We start from the raw sequence: 20,908 nt of genomic DNA, 5'->3' as shown, positions 1-20,908 counted from the left end.
ATTGTAAGCAACCGCGTGACGGTCTAATCTTACAGTTAAGAAACGTAGCACACGCTCATCGCGTTTAAGCTCTAACTCCAACTTGTTAATTAATTCACCTGAAGATTTGTACTCTGTAAGGTGGAAAAATCCGCTTGCTTTTTTTTCAATCGGATACGCTAATTTTCTCAAACCCCAATTGTCCTCTTGAACAATTTCGGCTCCGCTATCAGAAATGATTTTGCTGAATTTGGCAATTGCCTCTTTAGCTACTTCTTCTGACAACAACGGGGTAAGAACGATAACAGTTTCGTACTGATTCATTGTTATTAAATTTATTTATTAATCAATTCCCATAATGCTATGGGGGCTGCAAATGTAGCAATAATATTCTATTACTAAAAGAGCTATTATAATATTAATACTTACCAATCAATAATTTACCAAAAGAATTGAATAAAATCCCTCCACTTCCTTAAATAATTTCTAATTTCGTATCGAATGGAAAATTTTATCGTATCGGCCCGTAAATACCGTCCTTCGACGTTTGAAACCGTTGTCGGACAAAATCACATTACAGGAACTTTAAAAAATGCCATCAAAAATAACCAGCTGGCCCAGGCATTTCTATTTTGCGGTCCGCGTGGTGTAGGTAAAACCACCTGCGCCCGCATCCTTGCCAAAACCATCAACTGTTTTAATATTTCTGCCGACCAGGAGGCCTGTGGAACCTGCGAATCTTGTGTTTCTTTCCAAACGGGTCATTCCTTCAACTTCCATGAACTGGATGCTGCGTCAAACAACTCTGTTGATGACATTAGAAGCCTGATTGAGCAGGTGCGCATACCGCCACAAGCCGGAAAATACAAGATCTACATTATTGATGAGGTGCACATGCTCTCGGCAAGTGCCTTTAACGCTTTTTTGAAAACATTGGAAGAACCACCTTCTTATGCGATCTTCATTTTAGCGACTACAGAAAAACATAAAATTCTACCTACTATATTATCCCGTTGTCAGATTTTTGACTTTAACAGGATCCAGGTAGAAGACATCACCATCCACCTGAATAAAATTGCGGTTAGGGAAAATATTTCCGTTGAAGAAGACGGACTACATATCATTGCCCAAAAAGCCGATGGTGGTTTAAGGGATGCCCTGTCTATGTTTGACCAGATTGTAAGTTATACCAATAAAAAGTTAACCTATAAGTCTGTTATCGACAACCTGAATATTCTTGATTACGACTATTACTTTAAGCTCACCACTTATTTAACCAGTGCCAATGTAAGTCAGGCCCTGGTTTTATTTGATGAGATCTTAAACAATGGTTTTGATGGCAATAATTTTATAAACGGACTGGCGAGTCACCTGCGCAATTTATTAGTAGGTAAAGACCCGCAAACGATCCAGCTTTTAGAGGTCAGCGAAAATATCAAAGTTAAATACCTGGAGCAAAGCAAGGCTACTTCCGTTTCCTTTATTTTAACGGCGCTAAACCTTGCCAACCAATGTGACCTTACTTATAAGAACAGTAAAAACCAACGTTTACAGGTAGAACTGGCACTGATAAAAATGTGTCATATTCCTTCCGTATTGCAGCTTGCTCATTTGCCGAATGGAAATAGCTTAACTGAAACAGATCAGCTTAAAAAAAAAACTGAAAGAAAGCCTGATGTAAGCCCTGTAAGTGCTGTAAAGCCTGTTCAGGCAACCACGCCAACAATAACACCAGCACCAGCACCAACACCTGCGCAAATACCAGCCCCTGCACCGCAAGCCGCACAGCGACCACAGCCTTCGGCAAATACCATCAGCTTAAAGCCGCAGCAGGCTGCCAGTCAAATTGGGAGCACACTCATCCCCTCTTTAACGGCATTTGAAAGCATTGAAGGTGGCGTAGAGAAAAAAGGTCCTAAATATATTGATGGCAATGACACAGATTCTTTCACTTTCGAAAGACTCATGGTACTCTGGAATCTTTACGCCCATAAAGCAAAAGATGAGGGTAAAATAAACGTCTTTACATTGCTCACCAGCAACGATCCTATGCTGGAGAACGAAGAGATCACCATTTTAATAGAGAATAAAATACAGGAGAGTATTCTTCAGGATGAGCAGGTTTACTTCTTGAATTACCTGAGGGCAGAACTTAAAAACTTCAACCTTAATATTGTAACCAAAAAAGTAGAACGCCAGCTCAAAAACAGGTTATACACCAGTATTGAAAAATACCAATACCTGGTGCAAAAAAACCCGCAGCTGGAAGAACTGCGCAAGCAGTTTAACCTCGATGTAAACTCCTAATTAAGGCTTTGGTGGCGTATCGTTGATAGGATAACCCTCTTCATCAAGATCTGTACGCTCATCCTCAGGGGTTTGTGACAGGTATTCATCCTCCGGGTTCAGTTCCACAATGTCGCCATCGTCCACATGCATCCCTAATTCATCAAGGTCATTTTCTATCTGCTCATTTTTCGGCGCATACTCATCACCTATATAAGGATTAGCTTCATCGTAGTCAGAATTATCATCACCCCCATTAGCGGCAGTGGTGTCATAAGGCAAAGGATGGTCGTAATCTTTGTCCTCACTTTTTACGTCAATTTCAAAACTATTTTTGTCCTTGTCAAAGGCAAGGTCTCTCTGATTAATGGTTTCGTCTAAGTTATCGCCGTGCAATTTATCCTTCGATCCTTGTTGACCATTACTTTTATTTTGTTCTGTAGTCATGTCTGTAAAATTAGTATCATATAAACGTTATCAAATCTTTAATTGTTTCAGATTTTTGCAGAAGCCGGAACGCATCGGTTCAAAATTTATATCTTTGTAGTCTTATATCATCAATAAAATTGTATCCATAATATGTCTGTACAGAAAATCAAAGTAACCCAGCCCGTAGTAGAGTTAGATGGTGACGAAATGACCCGTATCATCTGGAAATTCATTAAAGATAAATTGATCCTTCCTTACCTGGATCTTGATATCAAGTATTATGATCTTGGTGTTGAATACCGTGATGAAACGAATGACCAGGTAACTATCGACGCAGCTGAAGCCATTAAACAATATGGCGTTGGTATTAAATGCGCTACCATCACTCCTGATGAGGAACGTGTTACTGAATTTAAGTTAAAACAAATGTGGAGATCACCAAACGGAACCATCCGTAACATTTTAGATGGTACTGTTTTCCGCGAGCCTATCGTAATGAGCAATGTTCCACGTTTAGTACCAAACTGGACTGCTCCAATCTGCATTGGCCGTCACGCTTTTGGCGATCAATACCGTGCAACAGATTTAGTGACTAAAGGTAAAGGTAAATTAACCTTAACTTTTACGCCTGAAGATGGTGGTGAAGTACAATCTTTTGATGTTTATAACTTCAAAGGTGATGGCGTTGCTTTAGCCATGTATAACACAGATGAAAGTATCAAAGGTTTTGCGCATGCTTGTTTTAACCAGGCGTTAAGCAAAAAATGGCCTTTATATTTATCTACAAAAAATACTATCCTTAAAAAATACGATGGTCGTTTCAAAGATATCTTTGAAGAAATTTACCAAAATGATTACAAAGCTCAATTTGTCGATGCCGGTATTACTTACGAGCACCGTTTAATTGATGACATGGTTGCTTCTGCTTTAAAATGGAACGGTAACTTTGTTTGGGCTTGTAAAAACTATGATGGTGACGTACAGTCTGACACTGTAGCTCAGGGATTTGGTTCTCTAGGTTTGATGACTTCTGTATTGATTACACCAGATGGTAAAACTATGGAAGCTGAAGCTGCACATGGTACCGTAACCCGTCACTACCGTGAGCACCAGGCTGGCAGACCAACATCTACCAACCCTATCGCTTCTATCTTTGCATGGACTAGAGGTTTAGAATTCCGTGGTAAATTAGATAACAACCAGGAGTTGATTAATTTCTGCCATACTTTAGAGCAGGTTTGTATTGAAACTGTTGAAAGTGGTAAAATGACTAAAGATTTAGCGGTTTGTATCCATGGCAACAAAGTTGAACATGGTAAAGACTACTTATATACTGAGGAATTCTTAGCTGCAATTGATGAGAATCTACAAGCTAGATTAGCATAAGCTTATTTTTCTATACTTATTAAAAGGCGGTTCATTTGAAAAAATGGACCGCCTTTTATGTTTAGGTGAAAATTATACTGGAGCTTTCCAACAGCCTATCTTTCATTGAACTGGAGCTATACCAAAGTTGATATATACAGGCGTACAAATAGGGAGCAGGTAGGGAGCAGCTAGCGAATTTTTGCTATTTCGTGTCTACTTGCTCCCTTTTAGAGCTGGTATAACCAGCACTAGATTTCTATCTCAATTTACCGCCAATATTTTTTACGTTAAACTTGAAGAGGAGTAAATATTAAGGCAACTTAAAAAGGCGACCGACTGATCTTTATTGAACTTTATGTGCCTTTATTTGTTTGTTTCTATATCTTCAACTTATGAAACGTACTCCTTTAATTGCCTCACTGGCATTCCTGCTTTTCACTCATGTTCATTTGCAGCAGGCTGCTGCACAAACAAACCTGCCTGCACCAGATGTGAATGCTTCAAAAACAAAGTTCAGCAAAGTTATTGGCTGGCCTGCCGGAAAAACACCTGTAGCCCCTGCCGGATTTACCGTTACCCGCTTTGCTGAAAACATAAAAAGTCCAAGGAATATTTATTTAGCCCCAAACGGCGATATTTTGGTGACCCTTTCTAATTCTGAACGCACGGCCAAAGAACAGGCGGAGAATGCCATAAGTGGAAAATCTAAAGCAGAGCAAAGTGGCAAAAGTGTCAACACGGTGATGTTGTTTAGAGACGGTGATGGCGATGGGAAACCAGAGCTGCAAACTACATTTCTTACCGGCCTCAACCAACCTTATGGGGTTTTAATTTTGGGCAATGCTTTTTATGTGGCCAATACAGATGGGGTTTATAAATATCCTTACCAAACCGGCGATACAGAAATTAAAGGTAAAGGCAACAAAATTCTTGACCTGCCTGCCGGCGGATACAACAACCACTGGACACGTAACCTCATTGCCAACGCAGCTGGGACAAAAATATATGTAACCGTAGGCTCGGGAAGTAATGTTGCCGAGCATGGCATAGAAAATGAAAAACGAAGGGCCAATATCTTAGAAATTAATCCTGATGGCAGCGGGGAGATCATTTACGCCAGCGGACTTAGAAACCCAGTAGGCATGGCATGGGAGCCTGTAACCAAAACTTTATGGACAGCAGTGAATGAAAGGGATCAATTGGGTGATGATTTAGTGCCTGATTATATCACCAGCGTTAAAAAAGGTGCTTTTTACGGATGGCCTTATGCTTATTTTGGTCAGAATGAAGACCCCAGGTTAAAAGGTCAAAGACCTGACCTGGTGAAAGCTACCGTAGTACCTGATATTGCTGTTGGTGCCCATACGGCATCTCTTGGTCTTGCCTTTTATACCGGCAAAAAGTTCCCTGAAAAATACCAGGGTGGTGCTTTCATTGGTCAGCATGGCTCATGGAACAGGTCTGAACTTTCTGGTTATAAAGTAGCCTTCATCCCTTTTAAAGGAGGAAAACAAGCTGGCGAATTAGAAGACTTCCTTAGTGGTTTTATTGCCGATAAGGATAAAGGTGAAGTTTATGGTCGCCCGGTTGGTGTGGCGCTTGCCAAAGATGGCGCTTTATTAGTGGCCGATGATGTAAGCAACACGATCTGGCATGTATCGGCAAATCGCTAATGAAGAAACTCCTGTTCCCCGCGCTCCTGTTTTTATTCAAACTCAACAGCGGCTTTGCACAAACACTGCCAGATAGCAGCAGAAGCTTGAAAGAAGTGGTCATCCGCCCTTATTATACCCCACAACCCCTGTTAAGGAGCACGGGTTCTTTTGGCTTGATTGATAGCAACAGCCTGCAACAACAGCAGCCTGTAAGCCTGGTGCCGGCCATGAACACCCTTGCTGGAGTGAGAATGGAGGAGCGATCGCCGGGCAGTTACCGCTTATCTATCCGCGGCAGCTTATTGCGTTCCCCTTTCGGCATCAGAAATGTCAAGATCTATTTTGAAGAGTTCCCCTTAACAGATGCTGGGGGCAACAGCTACCTTAACGCCCTCGATGTGGGCAGTATTTCGAATATCCAGGTGTTAAAAGGCCCACAAAGCAGTGTTTTTGGTGCCAACTCTGGTGGTGTGGTGCTCATCAGTCCGCTGGCCATTCAAAAAGACAGCAGCCTGCTGCATGTAAAGCTGCAGGGCGGCTCTTATGGCTTGTTCCAGGAAAATACCCAGCTGGGCAAACAATGGGAAAAATACCAGCTCACCATAAGTCAGGCTTTTCAGCGCAGCGATGGCTACCGTGACCATAGTGCCATGGAGCGTAAATATATCCAGGTTTTTCAAAACTATAACTACTCGTCTGCGGCCAGCCTAAAAGCCTTGCTCTTTTATTCCAACCTGCATTACAACACCCCCGGTGGTTTAACGGAGGCACAGTATGCTGAAAACCCTACTTTATCAAGACCTGCCTCTGCCTTTACCAATAGTGCCATCGCACAAAATGCAGGCATTTACAGCAAAACTTTTTATGCTGGTATTTCTAACGATTGGCAAATCAATGAACACTTTAAACAAGTGACGGCAGTATTTGGCTCTACTACAGATTTTAAAAACCCTTTCATCACCAATTATGAACACCGCAAGGAGTTTACTCTGGGCCTTAGAACTTACATCAGTTACGAGCAAAGAAAAAAAACGCTGAACTGGAAAGTGAATGCCGGACTGGAAAGCATGCAAACCAGTACAGACTTTGATAATTTCGACAATAACTTTGGCAGTCCCGCAGCTTTGCAGGCTGCTGATAAATTAAAGGCAAGTTCTAACTTTGCTTTTGTACATTTCAATTTTGACTATTTAAATAAATGGCTGCTGGAGATTTCTGGCAGTGCCAATCTTTATCAGTACCGATATGAAAGTATAGCACCTGTGGCTATAGCAGCTAAAACCAATACTTTTGATGTACAGCTGATGCCCAGAATTGCCTTATCTTACCTTGCCACCGCAGACTTTGCACTGCATGCTTCGGTGAGCAAGGGCTACTCGCCACCTACTTTGCCAGAGCTGCGGGCATCAGACAATATCATCAATGTGGACCTGCAACCCGAGCAGGGCTGGAATTATGAAACGGGCTTTAAGGTAGAAACTTTAAAAAAGCGCATCTTTATTGATGTAACGGGCTTTTATTTTCAATTGAATAACGCTATAGTAAGGAGATTGAATGAAAACGACACCGAGTTTTTTATCAATGCCGGTGGTACCAAACAATGGGGTTTAGAGACTGCTTTTTCTGCATGGCTCATCCCATCCCGCAATAAAGGGCTCTTGCGCAGCCTGCAACTGAAGAATGCCTTGACGCTGAGTCGCTTTAAATTCAGCAATTACCAGGACCAGGCCAATGACTATACAGGCAACAAGCTAACGGGGGTGCCCAGCAATACCATTTGGAGCAGCGCTGACCTGCAGTTTAACAAAGGCTGGTACTTGTTTGTTCAGCATAACTATACCTCCAGCATCCCCCTTAATGATGCCAATTCGGTAAAAGCCAGTGCCTACCACCTACTGCAGGGTAAAATAGGCTGGAAAAACCTAAAGATGGCAAAGGTGCCGGTGGAGGTTTTTGTGGGTGCCGACAACCTGCTGAACCAAAAATACAGCTTGGGAAATGATTTAAATGCCGCCGGGGGACGATACTTTAATGCTGCCGCCCGCAGAAACTTTTATGCGGGGCTTTTAATGAAATTCATGTAACTATTAGCATAAAGCTACACCAGGGGATAGTTAATTGACCAACGTTTCACTCAGCACTTCCAGGCGGTTCACCACCACTTCTGTGTGAACGCGCATCTTGCCATTTTTGTCGGTATATTGGCGCGTCACTAGCCTTCCTTCCACAGTAAAAACACTGCCTTTTGTGATGACCCCTATAACAAGGGCTACTCTCTTGTTAAAGAACACAAGGTTTACCCATCGGGTGTTTGAAATAATGTCTCCGTTTGAGTTGTAATACGATTCACTGACCTTCAGGTTTACCCGCGCCAGTTTTTTGTTATCACCATACTTTAAAAATACAGGATCTGTGCCCGCAAAGCCTGTTAAACGTACGCTATTGTTTACGGTACTCATAAAAAATTCTATAAAGAGAGGGTTAAAAATGCTGTGAATTGTTTAGCTGTTGTTAAACAAATATGAGCAACAGAATTCATGCAATCCCTATCCTAAACGGATACATACGTTTTTAAATGTTTATAACCACCTTATCATAAAAGTAACATAACTTTAAGTTTAAATAGCATTAAACAAAACTCATGGAAAAATTTTGCCTAGAATGCAATGCCCCTGTGAAGGGCAGGGCAGATAAAAAGTTCTGTGACGACCAGTGCAGAAGCAGTTACTATAATCGCCACAAAGCTGAAGAAAACAGCACCACTACAGCAATTAACCAGGTATTAAAGAAAAACAGGAAGCTGCTGATGCAGTTCAACCCGGAGGGGAAAACCATTATCCTGAAGAATTCCTTAATCGCTGCCGGATTTAACTTACACTATCATACACATATGGAGCAGGACAAGCTGGGCCATACCTATATCTATTGTTACGAATATGGTTACCTTGACATAGGGCAGGACCAATTTTTATTGGTAAAAAACCCTATGTTAAATTAACATTAGAATGCCCTGGATCAGAATGTTGTTTTAACGCCCAAAGTAAACCACGACCCCGGCATAGGCACGGCACCTGCCTCAATATATTGCACATTTAAAAGGTTGGCTCCATCAGCATAAATGCTGTAATGTGGCTGTTTATAGGCAATGCGCGCATCGATGACGCCGTAAGATTTATAATTGATCCGCTCATTGTAACGTGCCGTCAGCGTAACAGCCACCAGCTTTGCAAATTCTGCATTAACGGTACCACTCAGCTGGTTCCTTAAGCTTTCTAAAGCATAACGCGAAAAGGTAGCCGTAGCCAAAGTAGTTTTAAAGCTCGGATCAAGGTGAGTATAAGAAGCCCCTGCTCGTAGACTGCTTAGAAATTCATCATCTTGTTTAATCAGGTAATCTCCACTGATCGTTAACCCCTTCGTGTTGACCTGGCTAAAGTTCTCCGGCTTCCATGGATCTGTTTGCAATGCCTTTACCCAATCAATGAAATTATCTATCCTTCTTACAAAATAACTGGCGTTGAAAGCCAAGCCTTCTTTGTTGTATTTTAAGCCCCCTTCTGCATAGGTAGATTTTTCTGCCTTCAGCAGGTCATTGCCAATATTGGTAGGTCCTTTATAATACAAATCGGTATAAGTAGGTAAACGTTGTCCCGTACCCAGGTTAGCAAATACCCTCCAGTTGCCATAAATGTTATAACCGGCATCTATCCCCGGGAAGGCCTGCCAGCCATAATCAGAGTTATAATTAGTATAGGCACCTACATTGATCAATAAACGGCTTAAAGGCTCAAACTTATATTCTACAAACAGACCGGCATTACTGCGGTCTCTTTTACCTAAATTGGTACTATTGATCTGCTCGTTTCTTGCTTCTAACCCTACGCCAAAAGTCCCTATTTTGGTGAAGATGGTATTGTTGATCTCCGCATCAAAAACATTCGTCTGGTGATGGTTATGGAACTTATCCGGACTTTGTTTAATGTATAAATAATCGTCTACATTATTTCTATAGCTTATTCTTGGCTTCAGGATCCAGTTTTTAGTAATTTGCGTGGTATAACCTACAGCAGCCAATAAGGTGTTGACCGTTTCTTCGCTTTCTTTATCTCCTGGAGATGAATAATAGCCGTTAGCACCATAATTATTGTGGGTATAACCTGCCACTACATCCAGCTGATCTGTTTTGCCCATGGCCAGTTCGCCCTGGTAAAATACCTTCTGGTTGTCAAAAGCAGTGTTGTAACGGTAGCCACTGCCTGCTTCCTGCGACAATGACAAAGCATGTGAACCTCTGTTATGAACGTATGTTCCTCTTGCCTGAACACCATAATTGGCATAGGTATCTCCTGTTACGTCATCCTTTTTAAAGCTGCTGCCAGCAAATACATTAGTGGAGATGCTGTTTTTTTCTGCCCCACGGGTAACAATATTGATAGCGCCGGTTAAGGCATTAAGGCCGTATACACGGGATGCTGAACCCCTCAGTACTTCTATATGGTCAATATCGGCAAGGGTAATGGGCAAATTCATCATGTTATGCCCTGTTTGAGGGTCGGTAACTTTTACGCCATTGAGCAGCACCAGGGTTTGGTCGAAAGTACCGCCATCGATGCTGATGTCTGCCTGCACCCCTCCTGGTCCACGTTGCCTTACGTCGACACCAGAAACATAGCTCAACAGCTCACTAACAGACCTTGAAGGCAGATTTTTGATCTGCTCCTGGTCGATGATCCAGATATTGCGGTTTTGCTGTGAAAAAGGAAGTTGTATCCTGTTTTCCCTGACAAGTACTTCTTTTAAGACGGTAGTAGAATCGGCTTTTGAAGCAGTTGCTGCTACTTCCTGCGCTTTTACTGACCCTGATAGCGCCAGTAAAACTACGCTGGAAATAACAATTTTTTGATAGTCCATCATTTTGGTTTGAGGATGGCAAATATATGATCTTTACTATAGCGTGCAATCAAAAAATTGACGCAGCAGCTGGAAATAGTTTTCAAAGGCGGTGAGTGGCAGGGTTTCTGCACGATCGTAAACATCATGGTAGGCCTGAATGCCCCCCTGGGTATAGATGAAAAACGAGGGAACGCCACGTTGATAAAATCGACAATGGTCGCTGTTACAAGCCTCACCCCTGCTCTCTACTTTAGCCAGTAAATGTGTTTTTTGGTTGAGCTGCACCAGCTGGTCGAAGTTCTTTTTAAAAATGCTGCCATTGACTACTTTAATCCCTTCTTCACCGGTACCGGCAAGGTCTAAGTTAACCAGGAACTTAATTTTATCCAGAGGAAGAAGCGGCTGTTCTACATAAGCCTTAGAGCCTAATAAGCCTATTTCCTCACCTGAAAAGGCAATGAACACCATGTTATATTTCGGCGGATGCTGTGCATAGTGACGGGCAAAACTGAGCAGCATGGCTACCCCACTGGCATTGTCGTTCGCCCCCGGGAAATACACCTTTTTACCTAACAAACCCAGGTGATCATAATGTGCCGTAACCACTAAAGTAGAATCAATGCCTGAAGTTCCTTTAACCATGGCCGCCACATTTCTTGTCTTGTAAGCAGGGTTAAAATGAGTAGCTACCGCTACGCTGATCTGGTTAATTTGAGTTGGGTCGAGTTCTTTTTTATTGACTGTAATCACCGCCCGCGGACTTTGATAGGCTAAGGTCGTCCAGGTTAATTTTTCGTTCAAAAACACCAGTAACCCTTTAAAGTTCAGGGTGCTGTCGTTTGCTAAAATCTCTATCAAATCCCTTCTTCGTTCTTTTTCTACAGCCGTTTCATTAGCGGCAGACCTGTTGTCGATAGAAATAAAAGCATCCGCAGCGTCTTTGATGAATTCCCTAAATTGCGCTTCGCTATTGATTTGCTGAGGATGGAGCAGAAGGACCTTAAAATTGCCATGTACCGAAGGACTAGAGGCATTGACAAGGTAATCTACTGCCGTGCTCAACAAAGTTCCATTGAGCTTAACTTCCACTATTCCTGGAAAAGTGTTAACCGGCAATTGAAATTCCTGAAAGTATGACCCTTTGTTTAGCGGCAGAAGACCAAACTTTTTAAACTCATTGGCAATATAGGCAGAGGCCAGCTGGTCGCCTTTTTCTACATATCCCCGGCCTTTAAAAGCCGGGGATGCGAGGGTTTGAATAACTTTACGGGCATAATCAATTTGCTGTGCATGAGCATTTAGGGTGTTGCCTATAATCAATATCAACAACAGTCCGCTAAAGACAGTTTTCTTATTCCGCATGCTGTAATTGTTTGTCATTTAGCGTAAGGTTGTATTTGGTTTTGACGACATCAGGAACTGAATTTCGCCACCAGCAGTAATTTCATCATGGGTAATATAGCTGCGGTCTAACACTTTTCCATTGAGCAATACTTTGCTGACAAATACATTTTTATCGCTTTGGTTTTTAGTCTTCACGGAAAAGGTTTTCCCATTTTCAAGGCTCAGGGTGGCGTTAACCACTGCCGGACTACCCAATTCGTAATTTAAAGAACCAGGAGCCATGGGGTAAAAACCCAGGGCACTGAAAATATACCAGGCACTCATCTGGCCACAATCATCATTACCCCCTAAACCATCAGAAGTAGGGCGGTACATTTTCTTCAAGATCATGCGCACGCGCTCCTGTGTTTTCCATGGCGTTGTGGTGTAATTGTATAAATAAACAGCATGGTGTGCAGGCTCATTACCATGAACATAGTTACCGATGATACCTTCGCGGGTGATGTCTTCGGTATCAGCGAAAAACTCATCAGGCAGGTGCATGGTAAACAAGGAATCCAGGTGTTGAGCAAAACGAGCTTTTCCCCCCCTCATCGCAATCATTGTTGCAGGATCATGAGGCACATATAAACTGTAGTTCCATGCATTACCTTCAATAAAGCCTTGTCCGTGGGTACTCAGCACATCAAAAGATGCCTTAAAAGAACCATCTTTTAAACGTGGACGCATGAAATTAGACTTTTCATCGTATACATTTTTCCAGTTTCCAGAACGCTTGATAAACTCATTGTAGATTTCAGTTTTACCCAGTTTTTTAGCCAGCTGTGCAATACACCAATCGTCGAAAGCATATTCTAAAGTATTGGAAACAGACGTTCCATTAGACTCGGCAGAAATATAACCTTTATCCATGTACTCGCCAATACCTTCATAGCTGCGGTGTTTGGCCGTGGTTACACAGGCCGCTAAAGCTGCTTCTGCATCGCCTTTGTATATCCCTTTCATAATGGCATCTGCCACTACTGTAACACTGTGGTATCCACTCATGCACCAGTTATCATTGGCATAATGCGACCAGATCGGCAGCATTTTCAAGGTACTCTGGTCGTAATGGGCCAGCATAGAAGAGACCATGTCTGCATTTCTGGAAGGCTGGATCAGGTTAAAGAAGGGATGCAGGGCACGGTAAGTATCCCACAAAGAGAAAGTCGTATAGTTTTGGAAACCATCAGCCTTGTGTACATCCTGGTCTAAACCTTTGTATTCTCCATTCACATCACTGTATAAAGTAGGATTGATGAAAGTGTGGTACATCGCTGTATAGAAATTCACTTTATCATCTTCATTTAAAGTGTTAACGGCAATTTTATTCAATTCTTTATTCCATGCCTGCTGACCATCGCGTTTTACTTTTTCAAAATCCCATCCCGGAATTTCTGTACGCAGGTTTTCTAAAGCATTTTTCTGACTTACAGAACTCAAGGCAAATTTAATTTTAACTTTTTCTCCCTCTTCGGTGTTAAAGTCGAAGTAAGCCCTTAACTTCCTTCCTGCCATTTCAGGGAAGTTCCTGTTTTGATCGAACTTACCCCAGAAACCACGGTAAACCTGCTTGTTGTCGTAATTTTTTTGTCCGTAACTCTTAAAAGGTTTAGAGAAAGTCATGGCGAAATAAACCGTACGGGTACGTGCCCAGCCGGAAGTTTGGCGGTAACCCGTTACCAATGTATCGTTAACCACCCTCACAAAGGTCCATACGTTTTTTTCATTATGGTTATAGATGCCGTTCATCAGGTCTAATACGATGTGCGAATCTTCAGCTTTTGGAAAAGTATACTGGTGGAAACCTACCCGTGCACTGGTGGTCAACTCCGCAGTAATGTTATGGTCGTCGAGTTTAACCTTATAGTAATTGGCTTCGGCCACTTCATTTTGATGAGAAAAGGCAGAGCGGTAACCATCTTGTGGTGCTGCTGCGGTACCCGGGTTGAGTTGTAGTTTACCTGTAGTAGGCATAATTAAAAAGTCGCCAAGGTCAGAATGCCCTGTACCACTAAAGTGGGTATGACTAAAGCCTACAATGGTTTTATCGCTGTACTGGTAGCCGGCACAATACTTATACATGTCTTTATTGTATTTTCCATCAACTTCATACGCCAACGTATCTGTTTCCGGGCTCAGCTGCACCGCACCGAAAGGAACTGTGGCACCTGGATAAGTATGGCCCATTTTTTCTGTACCTATAATAGGTTTTACATATTGAAATGCTTGCTTTTGTGCTTGTGCAGAGATTGCAAACAACATGCAGCAGGCACTGGTCATTATTAGTTTTATTTTCATGCTTATGTTTATTCTTTTCTTGTTTTTATAATAGTGTTCTTGTTGAGGTTGCTTCGGCCTTTCCTTTGATCAGCAGGGCCAGGCTGTTAATTATTTTGCTGTAAGTCGATTCATCATGAGCAAGATCTTTTTAATCCATTTTCAATTTCCTGATCATCTCGGTACTTTGTGCCCTTCCATGTTCTAGCCTGTCGCCAAAAAATGCCTTTGTTTGTTCAAAGTGTTCCTTATAACCTGCCATGTCACCGTAACCAATGATGGACGACCATTCCCTTACCGCAGAGTGGAATTCTAAATCATCGGCACGGATTTTCTTGTCGTATAATGCGGTTTCAATAGACTCTTCCAGTAATTCTTCATTTCTGAACAGGTATTCCACAATGCCGAGTCTTAATTTAAAAGGTGGTGTCTGACAAATCAGGTTGTCGTAGGGGTTGACCCCTAAGTTATACCATGAATCTGCCATGCTGAGCAAGCTCAGGTGAGAGTTGGGTTTTCTGGAGCCTGCATTAACGGACAGTGAAAACTCTTTCATGATGTTGTCATCCAGCAATAGCGGTTTCTGATCTTCATGGAAAATAAAGTCACGGGCCTGGTAAAGGCGCTTTCTGAAAGCAGCCTCCTCTTCCATGATCATCATTTTAAAAAGCTCAGATTCCGACTGTGCATAGCGTTTCACCTGCTGCCTGGCATAAGGATTTAAAATGGCCAATCCGCCATAAATATGTGCTTTATAGCTGAAAATCCTGAGTGTAGTTAAAATCTTTACATTATCTATTCCCCCAAGGTAGGCTGCATTTTCCCATGGAAAAAAGCCGGATTCTTTCCATGCGGTACCCATGCTTTCAAAACCCACATGTGTAGCAGCCTGTGTATCGGCAACAATTTTATCATGTTCATGGTAATCGGCAATTTCTTCCATGTCAGAACCCAGGGTTGCCAGCACATCAGTCATCCTTTGGTAGGCTTCGTTGCTGGTGCGGTGGGGAATAACGATAAGTTTTTGGCCTACAGGTTCAAAAGCAGGTCCATGTAAAGAATGCACGGTAATGATGTGCACATCTTTAGGAAGGTGTTTTTCAAAAGCAGCAATCTCAGGGTGTTTGATTGATGTTTGTCCGGCTACAATAGCGCCATATTTCGTAGAGCTGCCATACATGGCCAGCACCTGGTGAATCTTTTCTGCCTCTACAGCATAGAAAATTACATCACACCTGCGGGAAACAGCATGGCCATCTTCCAATACCCCAATACCCAGGGGACTAAGTTCTGCGGTTAAACTTTCTTTGAATTGGGGCAGGTCTGAACCAAAAACCCTATAGCCAGCTTTAGCAAAACACTTTGCATAAAGCTTTCCCATATCTCCTAACCCAATTATACCTATATCCATATTTCTAAAATGTATGCCAAGTAAGTTAATTAAACCTACATCTTCAAAAAAATCCTTTATTATTGTTAACAGTTATTCACAGAGTTATCAACATCCCACTTGTTAACAAACAGAGGTCTTTGTGAAGAAACATAGCCTCCTTTTCGGCTTATCCACAATAACAATGCTGCGCTTGAATTTTCCGCTCCCCATTCACTGGCTTTCTTTACTCCAAAATGTAATTCATAATCAGCTATTTATACTTATTAAAAATCCTATTCACCAAATTGTATAGCCTTTAAAAAAGGCCTTCATCGTTATCCACACTATGTGGAGAACTTGTTTAGAAGCTTGTTAGTTCAAAGTTAACAACCTTGTTTTTGCTAACAATGAAAACTTCTAAAACGTTGATATGTTATTAATCGATGATGAATAACAACCATATCAACACGGTTATTAACGAACTGAGTTACCTCATTAAAGAAGGTAATGCACACGTTTCCTTTGAAGAGGCAGTTAAGGATATTCCGGTAGAACAGTTAAGTGTTACACCGGAAGGTTTGCCTTATAACCTGTGGCAACTTGCAGAACACATCAGAATTACCCAGTGGGATATCCTGGAGTTTTGCATTAACCCTGATCACCAATCCCCAAAGTGGCCCGAAGGTTATTGGGTGAGCCAGCTAGATAAACCCGATCAGCAACAATGGCACAACTGTATAACACAGGTCATCAAAGACCGCGATCGTTTTATACAACTACTCAACGATCCGGGTATAGATCTTTTTACACCATTGCCGGAGGGCACCGGACAAAACATCTTCCGCGAAGCAGTGCTGATTGCAGACCATACCTCTTACCATACCGGACAAATTATTGTGCTGCGCAGGCTACTCCACAACTGGGATTGATAAGCTTTGCGCCCTGAAAAAGTTAAATTCGATGATCAAAAAAGCGGCTGTTGATCGATCCTAAAATTGCTTTTTATAAGGTGCAAAACAAGCGCATTAAATGAGCAGACCAGCACTTCTGCTCAATGCTGATCTGCAACGGTTAATTCTTTTCTGTAGATAAAGAGTAAGGAAAGTCTGCTGCTGTGGTGCCTCTTTGTTTATTCGGCGTTGCCGACATGCTGAAGTTCAACACCGCACCATTCTGTAAACCTGAATGACTGATCCAGTTTTTTGAATAGGCTTTGCCATTGATTTGCAGCGACTGCACATATTTGTTGTCGGCACTGTTGGCAGGTGCATTGATGATCACCTTTTTGCCGTTCTCCAACGTCAGTGTTACCTTTTTAAACAAAGGTGCACCTAACACATACTGGTCTACGGCAGGAGTAACGGGATAAAACCCCATCGCCGAGAATATATACCAGGCAGAAGTTTGCCCATTATCCTCATCGCCACAATAGCCATCTGGTGTTGCACTGTACATCCTGTTCATGGTTTCACGTGCCCAGTACTGGGTTTTCCAAGGTGCACCACCATAGTTATACAGGTAAATCATGTGCTGTATAGGCTGGTTACCATGTGCATACTGACCCATATTGGCAATCTGCATTTCACGGATCTCATGGATCACCCCGCCATAAGCACTCTCGTCAAAAATTGGTGGCATGGTAAATACAGAATCCAGTTTTTGTACAAACTTTTCTTTGCCACCCATTAAGGTCGACAGGCCATCTATGTCATGAAAAACCGACCAGGTATAATGCCAGCTGTTGCCTTCGGTAAAAGCACCTCCCCATTTGAAAGGAGAAAATGGCGCCTGAAATGTGCCGTCTTCATTTTTACCACGCATTAAACCCGATGATGGATCGAAGAGGTTTTTATAGTTCATGCTCCGTTTGGCATAAATACCAATTTCGCTCTCTGGTTTTCCTAAAGCACGGCCCAACTGGTAAATAGCGAAATCATCATAAGCATATTCCAGAGTTTTAGCCGCATTTTCATTGATATCTACATTATAAGGCACATAACCCAGCTTGTTGTAATACTTTACACCATGTCGGCCAACAGCTTCCATAGGCCCTTCGTTGGCTGCACCATGCACAACAGCATCCCAAAGGGTGTTGATGTCATAACCGCGCATGCCCTTGATATAAGCATCACTCACCACGGAGGCAGAATTGTTACCCACCATGACATTGGCATAACCCGGACTGCTCCACTCGGGCAGCCAGCCACCTTCTTTAAAATCGTTGATCAACCCCTGCTGCATTTCCTTGTTGATAGAAGGATAAACAAGGTTTAAGAAAGGATACAAAGCACGGAAAGTATCCCAGAATCCCGTACCTGCAAACATATAACCTGCTTCAATTTTTCCATTATAGGGGCTCCAATGCACGTTTTTGTTGTTGGCATCTACCTCATATAATTTATTAGGGAAAAAAAGGGTGCGGTATAAAGAAGAATAAAAAGTACGCATCTGGTCTACGGTACCCCCTTCAACGGCTATTTTACCCAGGTTTTTGTTCCACAGGGCTTTTGCCTTTTCTTTGGTGACCTCAAAGTTATCCTTAGCCAGCTCTCTGCTTAAATTTAAATCTGCCTGCTCAAAGCTGATAAAAGAAGAAGCTACCTTGGCAATTACCTTTTCGCCTTTATGGGTTTTAAAGCCAATTACAGCACCACTGTGTTTGCTATCTAGCTCCAGGCCTTCTTTAAGCGATTTTTCGCTCCATGTTTTGGCAATGGCAAAATCTTTATCGAAATAAATAACAAAGTAATTCTTGAAGTTTTTAGGTAGTGGCCCACGTGCATACCTGGTAGAATAACCTATAATTTTTCTTTCTTTAGGTAAAATTTTGATGTAAGAACCACGGTCTAATGCATCTACTACAACAAATGCACTATCTGTTTGTGGAAAAGTAAACCTAAATTGTGCTGCCCTTTCTGTTGGTGTAATTTCAGTAGTCACATCAGCATCGGCCAGGTAAACACTGTAATAATAAGGGGTAGATTTTTCTGATTTGTGACTGAACCAGCTGGCGCGGTCATCTTCCAGGAATTTCAACTTGCCCGTTACCGGCATAATGGCAAACTGGCCATAGTCATTCATCCATGGTGAAGGCTGGTGTGTTTGTTTAAAACCCCTAATTTGATCAGCGTCATAGGTATATGCCCATCCATCGCCCATTTTCCCGGTCTGGGGTGTCCAGATGTTCATGCCCCATGGTACCGCAATAGCTGGATAGGTATTGCCGTTGGATAGCGAAGGTTTAGACTGTGTACCCATGAGTGGATTAACATAATCAACGGGACTCAATAGCTTACTTTCAGTTTGTGCAACGGCACAACTGGTTCCTAAGACCAGCAGTGCTAAAAAAGTTCTCTTGATCATGGTGTATTGGTTATTTTGTTTGCGGTAAGTTAACATATGCATTCCATAGCGAATCTATATCTTTACCTGTTAATTTTTCCCATAAGGCAGGGGTATAAGTATGGTCTCTTAAACTTTTGTCCATCGCTTTAATGGTCCCCGGTTTTACATTATTTTCTATCCAGGCAAAAAACCTGGCCGTAATTCTATAGCTGTTGGTATAATGATGTTCAGGCTTCAACATGGGCAGGCTCCATTTTGCACCGACATTGTCTACGCCAAATTTGTACCTTGCATAATCAGCAATGCCTTCTGTTAACCAACCCGGACCAACAGAGTTGCCGTAATCCTGAACAATATGCATCACCTCATGGGTCACCACATCAATATCTTCAGGATGTTGGTCCATCCAGCGAGAACTGAAAACCACTTGTCCGTTGGCCGTTGCAGCTACATCTTTGTAAACGGTGTCTACAAAGAATTTAACTCCCTTCAGGGTTTTCTTATTGTATTCCTTGGCCAGCTTGGGGTACACCTCAAAGAAAGTTTCAATCAATCGTTTTTTCAAAGCGGGGTTTAAGCTGGCATAGTTATTTTCAAAAGTCAGGGTATAACCATTCTTTTTAATAACTTGAGGTGTGTTTTGCAGTGCAGCAGGCTGCTGTGCCATCGCTGCACTGCAAAACATAACAAGGGGTAGAATTTTAATTGCGTTTAACATGATAGCGTTTATTGGTGTAGTTGAAATTCCCAGCTGCTGGCCGCACCAATTAAAGCGGCATCTTCTTTTAAAATGGCAATTTTAATGCGGGTGTTAAGCTGGTAGGGTGATAAATATTCATTTAGTAAGGGCAGAAAAGCAGGATAGGCTTTGGCAATATTTCCACCAAGCACCACCGTATCGGCCTTTTGCTGGGTGATTATTGGCAAGAGAAAGTCTGCCAGGTTTTGTGCAAATTCTTTAAATATTACTGCTGCAGCGGAGTTTTTTTTACCGGGAAGGTTAATTTCCTTCACCCCGGTAATGTGCTCCCCGGTGAGCTGAAAGTACCTCTCTACAAACCATCGGGTAGACAAATATGCCTCTGCAATGTCTTTTTTAAACTTCGATTGCCAGAGTTCGGCATCTACAGCAATGCCCTGCGTAGAAAAAGCAGAACCTAAGCCGGTGCCCAGGGTGAGACCAATTATATTCTTGCCATCTTGTGCCGCGCCACTAAAAACTTCGCCCTGTAAAAAACCTGCCGCATCATTAACCAGCCTGATGTGTTGGGCAGGCATATTTAAACGCGCAGACAATTCATTTTTAATATTCAACAGGTACAGCGATTTGAACTTTGGCTGGTCTTTAATCAGGCAAACGCCTTCCTTATAGTCAAATGGTCCGGGCATGGAAATGCCGATTCTTTTATCCTCGGTTTTAATATCCTGGAAGGCAGCATTAATGACACTGCACCAGTCGCTAAAAATCTGCCCGGCGCTTCCGTTGGCATTTACAGCAAGCCGATGTGAAGAACCTTTCACAATGGAGCGTGTTTTGAGGTCCACCAGGGCTGCTGTAATATGAGAACCGCCGATATCAATGCCTAATACAGTTTTTGTCATTGTTAATAATTATTTAGGCTTGTCAAAGTTCTGGTGATTGCTGGTAAGTTGGCGAGTATTTGCCGTTCAGAGTTTCATTCTGTCTATTAGGTTTATGTATGATTTCCATAAAACGTTTTACTAATTCAAAAATAAAAATTATAATTTTATAAAGCAATATTGATAGAAAAAGGGTTTTGTAAATTTATAAATACACTTAATTATGCAATCAGCGAATAATCAACTTTGCCGGCAACACCATTTGTTGTGCTGCTGCAGGTGTTAAGGCAGAAAGTTGCTGAAACAAGAGTTTGATGATGTGATCGGCAATAGCTTC

Annotated in this window: 16 protein-coding genes; 6 read left to right on the top strand and 10 right to left on the bottom strand. The window is 42.2% G+C overall.

All coding sequences use genetic code 11. The features are described from left to right. A partial coding sequence (gene rpsF, locus ACR2F7_RS01405) for a 30S ribosomal protein S6 (RefSeq protein WP_432711825.1) occupies positions 1–303 on the bottom strand: 303 nt, incomplete at its 3' end. Between the two features lie 177 nt (positions 304–480). Here rpsF and ACR2F7_RS01400 point away from each other — a divergent pair. After that, positions 481–2,286: a DNA polymerase III subunit gamma/tau gene (locus ACR2F7_RS01400; RefSeq protein ID WP_432711824.1), complete on the top strand. Its 1,806-nt coding sequence runs from the start codon at positions 481–483 to the stop codon at positions 2,284–2,286. Here the strand turns inward: ACR2F7_RS01400 and ACR2F7_RS01395 are convergent, their stop codons facing one another. Next, positions 2,287–2,712, bottom strand: coding sequence for a hypothetical protein (locus ACR2F7_RS01395; RefSeq protein ID WP_432711823.1), 426 nt, complete (start codon positions 2,710–2,712; stop codon positions 2,287–2,289). A 132-nt stretch (positions 2,713–2,844) separates the two neighbouring features. Here ACR2F7_RS01395 and ACR2F7_RS01390 point away from each other — a divergent pair, with 132 nt between their 5' ends. The 3 genes from ACR2F7_RS01390 to ACR2F7_RS01380 all read left to right on the top strand — a co-directional run bounded on the left by ACR2F7_RS01390 (position 2,845) and on the right by ACR2F7_RS01380 (position 7,801). Beyond that, positions 2,845–4,080: an isocitrate dehydrogenase (NADP(+)) gene (locus tag ACR2F7_RS01390; RefSeq protein ID WP_432711822.1), complete on the top strand. Its 1,236-nt coding sequence runs from the start codon at positions 2,845–2,847 to the stop codon at positions 4,078–4,080. Between the two features lie 374 nt (positions 4,081–4,454). After that, positions 4,455–5,735, top strand: coding sequence for a PQQ-dependent sugar dehydrogenase (locus ACR2F7_RS01385; RefSeq protein WP_432711821.1), 1,281 nt, complete (start codon positions 4,455–4,457; stop codon positions 5,733–5,735). After that, positions 5,735–7,801 (top strand): TonB-dependent receptor, encoded by a 2,067-nt coding sequence (locus tag ACR2F7_RS01380; protein WP_432711820.1) that lies wholly within the window; start codon positions 5,735–5,737, stop codon positions 7,799–7,801. Before ACR2F7_RS01385 ends, ACR2F7_RS01380 begins: the two co-directional genes overlap by 1 nt. Before the next feature lie 30 nt (positions 7,802–7,831). Here the strand turns inward: ACR2F7_RS01380 and ACR2F7_RS01375 are convergent, their stop codons facing one another. After that, on the bottom strand, positions 7,832–8,176 hold the full coding sequence (locus ACR2F7_RS01375) for a single-stranded DNA-binding protein (RefSeq protein ID WP_432711819.1): 345 nt from the start codon (positions 8,174–8,176) through the stop codon (positions 7,832–7,834). Positions 8,177–8,358: 182 nt separating this feature from the next. Here ACR2F7_RS01375 and ACR2F7_RS01370 point away from each other — a divergent pair, with 182 nt between their 5' ends. Further along, the gene (locus ACR2F7_RS01370) at positions 8,359–8,715 is read left to right on the top strand and encodes a hypothetical protein (RefSeq protein ID WP_432711818.1); all 357 of its coding nucleotides are present in this window, start codon (positions 8,359–8,361) and stop codon (positions 8,713–8,715) included. A gap of 17 nt (positions 8,716–8,732) precedes the next feature. On the opposite strand, the gene ACR2F7_RS01365 is transcribed toward ACR2F7_RS01370, so the two are convergent. The 4 genes from ACR2F7_RS01365 to ACR2F7_RS01350 form a co-directional block, all read right to left on the bottom strand. Then, on the bottom strand, positions 8,733–10,631 hold the full coding sequence (locus ACR2F7_RS01365; protein ID WP_432711817.1) for a TonB-dependent receptor plug domain-containing protein: 1,899 nt from the start codon (positions 10,629–10,631) through the stop codon (positions 8,733–8,735). Between the two features lie 33 nt (positions 10,632–10,664). After that, positions 10,665–11,972 (bottom strand): M28 family metallopeptidase, encoded by a 1,308-nt coding sequence (locus ACR2F7_RS01360; protein ID WP_432711816.1) that lies wholly within the window; start codon positions 11,970–11,972, stop codon positions 10,665–10,667. An 18-nt stretch (positions 11,973–11,990) separates the two neighbouring features. Further along, entirely contained in the window at positions 11,991–14,294 is a 2,304-nt protein-coding gene (locus ACR2F7_RS01355; protein ID WP_432711815.1) for a GH92 family glycosyl hydrolase, read from the bottom strand. Positions 14,295–14,424: 130 nt separating this feature from the next. Further along, complete coding sequence (locus ACR2F7_RS01350) at positions 14,425–15,684, bottom strand: NAD(P)-binding domain-containing protein (protein WP_432711814.1); 1,260 nt, start codon at positions 15,682–15,684, stop codon at positions 14,425–14,427. A gap of 404 nt (positions 15,685–16,088) precedes the next feature. Between ACR2F7_RS01350 and ACR2F7_RS01345 the strand changes: the two genes are divergently transcribed. Next, complete coding sequence (locus ACR2F7_RS01345; RefSeq protein WP_432711813.1) at positions 16,089–16,574, top strand: DinB family protein; 486 nt, start codon at positions 16,089–16,091, stop codon at positions 16,572–16,574. Positions 16,575–16,716: 142 nt separating this feature from the next. Here the strand turns inward: ACR2F7_RS01345 and ACR2F7_RS01340 are convergent, their stop codons facing one another. The 3 genes from ACR2F7_RS01340 to ACR2F7_RS01330 are packed head-to-tail and all read right to left on the bottom strand — an operon-like array spanning position 16,717 to position 20,592. Next, the gene (locus ACR2F7_RS01340; RefSeq protein WP_432711812.1) at positions 16,717–19,008 is read right to left on the bottom strand and encodes a GH92 family glycosyl hydrolase; all 2,292 of its coding nucleotides are present in this window, start codon (positions 19,006–19,008) and stop codon (positions 16,717–16,719) included. Between the two features lie 10 nt (positions 19,009–19,018). After that, positions 19,019–19,675 carry a basic secretory protein-like protein gene (locus ACR2F7_RS01335; protein WP_432711811.1) on the bottom strand — a complete coding sequence of 219 codons (657 nt, stop codon included), beginning with the start codon at positions 19,673–19,675 and terminating at the stop codon, positions 19,019–19,021. 41 nt (positions 19,676–19,716) lie between these two features. After that, a complete protein-coding gene (locus ACR2F7_RS01330) occupies positions 19,717–20,592 on the bottom strand; it encodes an ROK family protein (protein WP_432711810.1) in 876 nt (291 codons plus the stop codon). Positions 20,593–20,908 lie beyond the last annotated feature (316 nt).

Source organism: Pedobacter sp. (genome assembly GCF_045628745.1).
In the GTDB taxonomy this organism is placed as follows: Bacteria; Bacteroidota; Bacteroidia; order Sphingobacteriales; family Sphingobacteriaceae; genus Pedobacter.
This window is presented reverse-complemented; position numbering and strand designations above follow the sequence as displayed.

Bases quoted from the DNA above. Each gene is read 5' to 3' on its own strand.
- ACR2F7_RS01400 (WP_432711824.1), top strand. From the start codon at position 481: ATGGAAAATTTTATCGTATCGGCCCGTAAATACCGTCCTTCGACGTTT.
- ACR2F7_RS01395 (WP_432711823.1), bottom strand. From the start codon at position 2,712: ATGACTACAGAACAAAATAAAAGTAATGGTCAACAAGGATCGAAGGAT.
- ACR2F7_RS01390 (WP_432711822.1), top strand. From the start codon at position 2,845: ATGTCTGTACAGAAAATCAAAGTAACCCAGCCCGTAGTAGAGTTAGAT.
- ACR2F7_RS01385 (WP_432711821.1), top strand. From the start codon at position 4,455: ATGAAACGTACTCCTTTAATTGCCTCACTGGCATTCCTGCTTTTCACT.
- ACR2F7_RS01380 (WP_432711820.1), top strand. From the start codon at position 5,735: ATGAAGAAACTCCTGTTCCCCGCGCTCCTGTTTTTATTCAAACTCAAC.
- ACR2F7_RS01375 (WP_432711819.1), bottom strand. From the start codon at position 8,176: ATGAGTACCGTAAACAATAGCGTACGTTTAACAGGCTTTGCGGGCACA.
- ACR2F7_RS01370 (WP_432711818.1), top strand. From the start codon at position 8,359: ATGGAAAAATTTTGCCTAGAATGCAATGCCCCTGTGAAGGGCAGGGCA.
- ACR2F7_RS01365 (WP_432711817.1), bottom strand. From the start codon at position 10,631: ATGATGGACTATCAAAAAATTGTTATTTCCAGCGTAGTTTTACTGGCG.
- ACR2F7_RS01360 (WP_432711816.1), bottom strand. From the start codon at position 11,972: ATGCGGAATAAGAAAACTGTCTTTAGCGGACTGTTGTTGATATTGATT.
- ACR2F7_RS01355 (WP_432711815.1), bottom strand. From the start codon at position 14,294: ATGAAAATAAAACTAATAATGACCAGTGCCTGCTGCATGTTGTTTGCA.
- ACR2F7_RS01350 (WP_432711814.1), bottom strand. From the start codon at position 15,684: ATGGATATAGGTATAATTGGGTTAGGAGATATGGGAAAGCTTTATGCA.
- ACR2F7_RS01345 (WP_432711813.1), top strand. From the start codon at position 16,089: ATGATGAATAACAACCATATCAACACGGTTATTAACGAACTGAGTTAC.
- ACR2F7_RS01340 (WP_432711812.1), bottom strand. From the start codon at position 19,008: ATGATCAAGAGAACTTTTTTAGCACTGCTGGTCTTAGGAACCAGTTGT.
- ACR2F7_RS01335 (WP_432711811.1), bottom strand. From the start codon at position 19,675: ATGTTTTGCAGTGCAGCGATGGCACAGCAGCCTGCTGCACTGCAAAAC.
- ACR2F7_RS01330 (WP_432711810.1), bottom strand. From the start codon at position 20,592: ATGACAAAAACTGTATTAGGCATTGATATCGGCGGTTCTCATATTACA.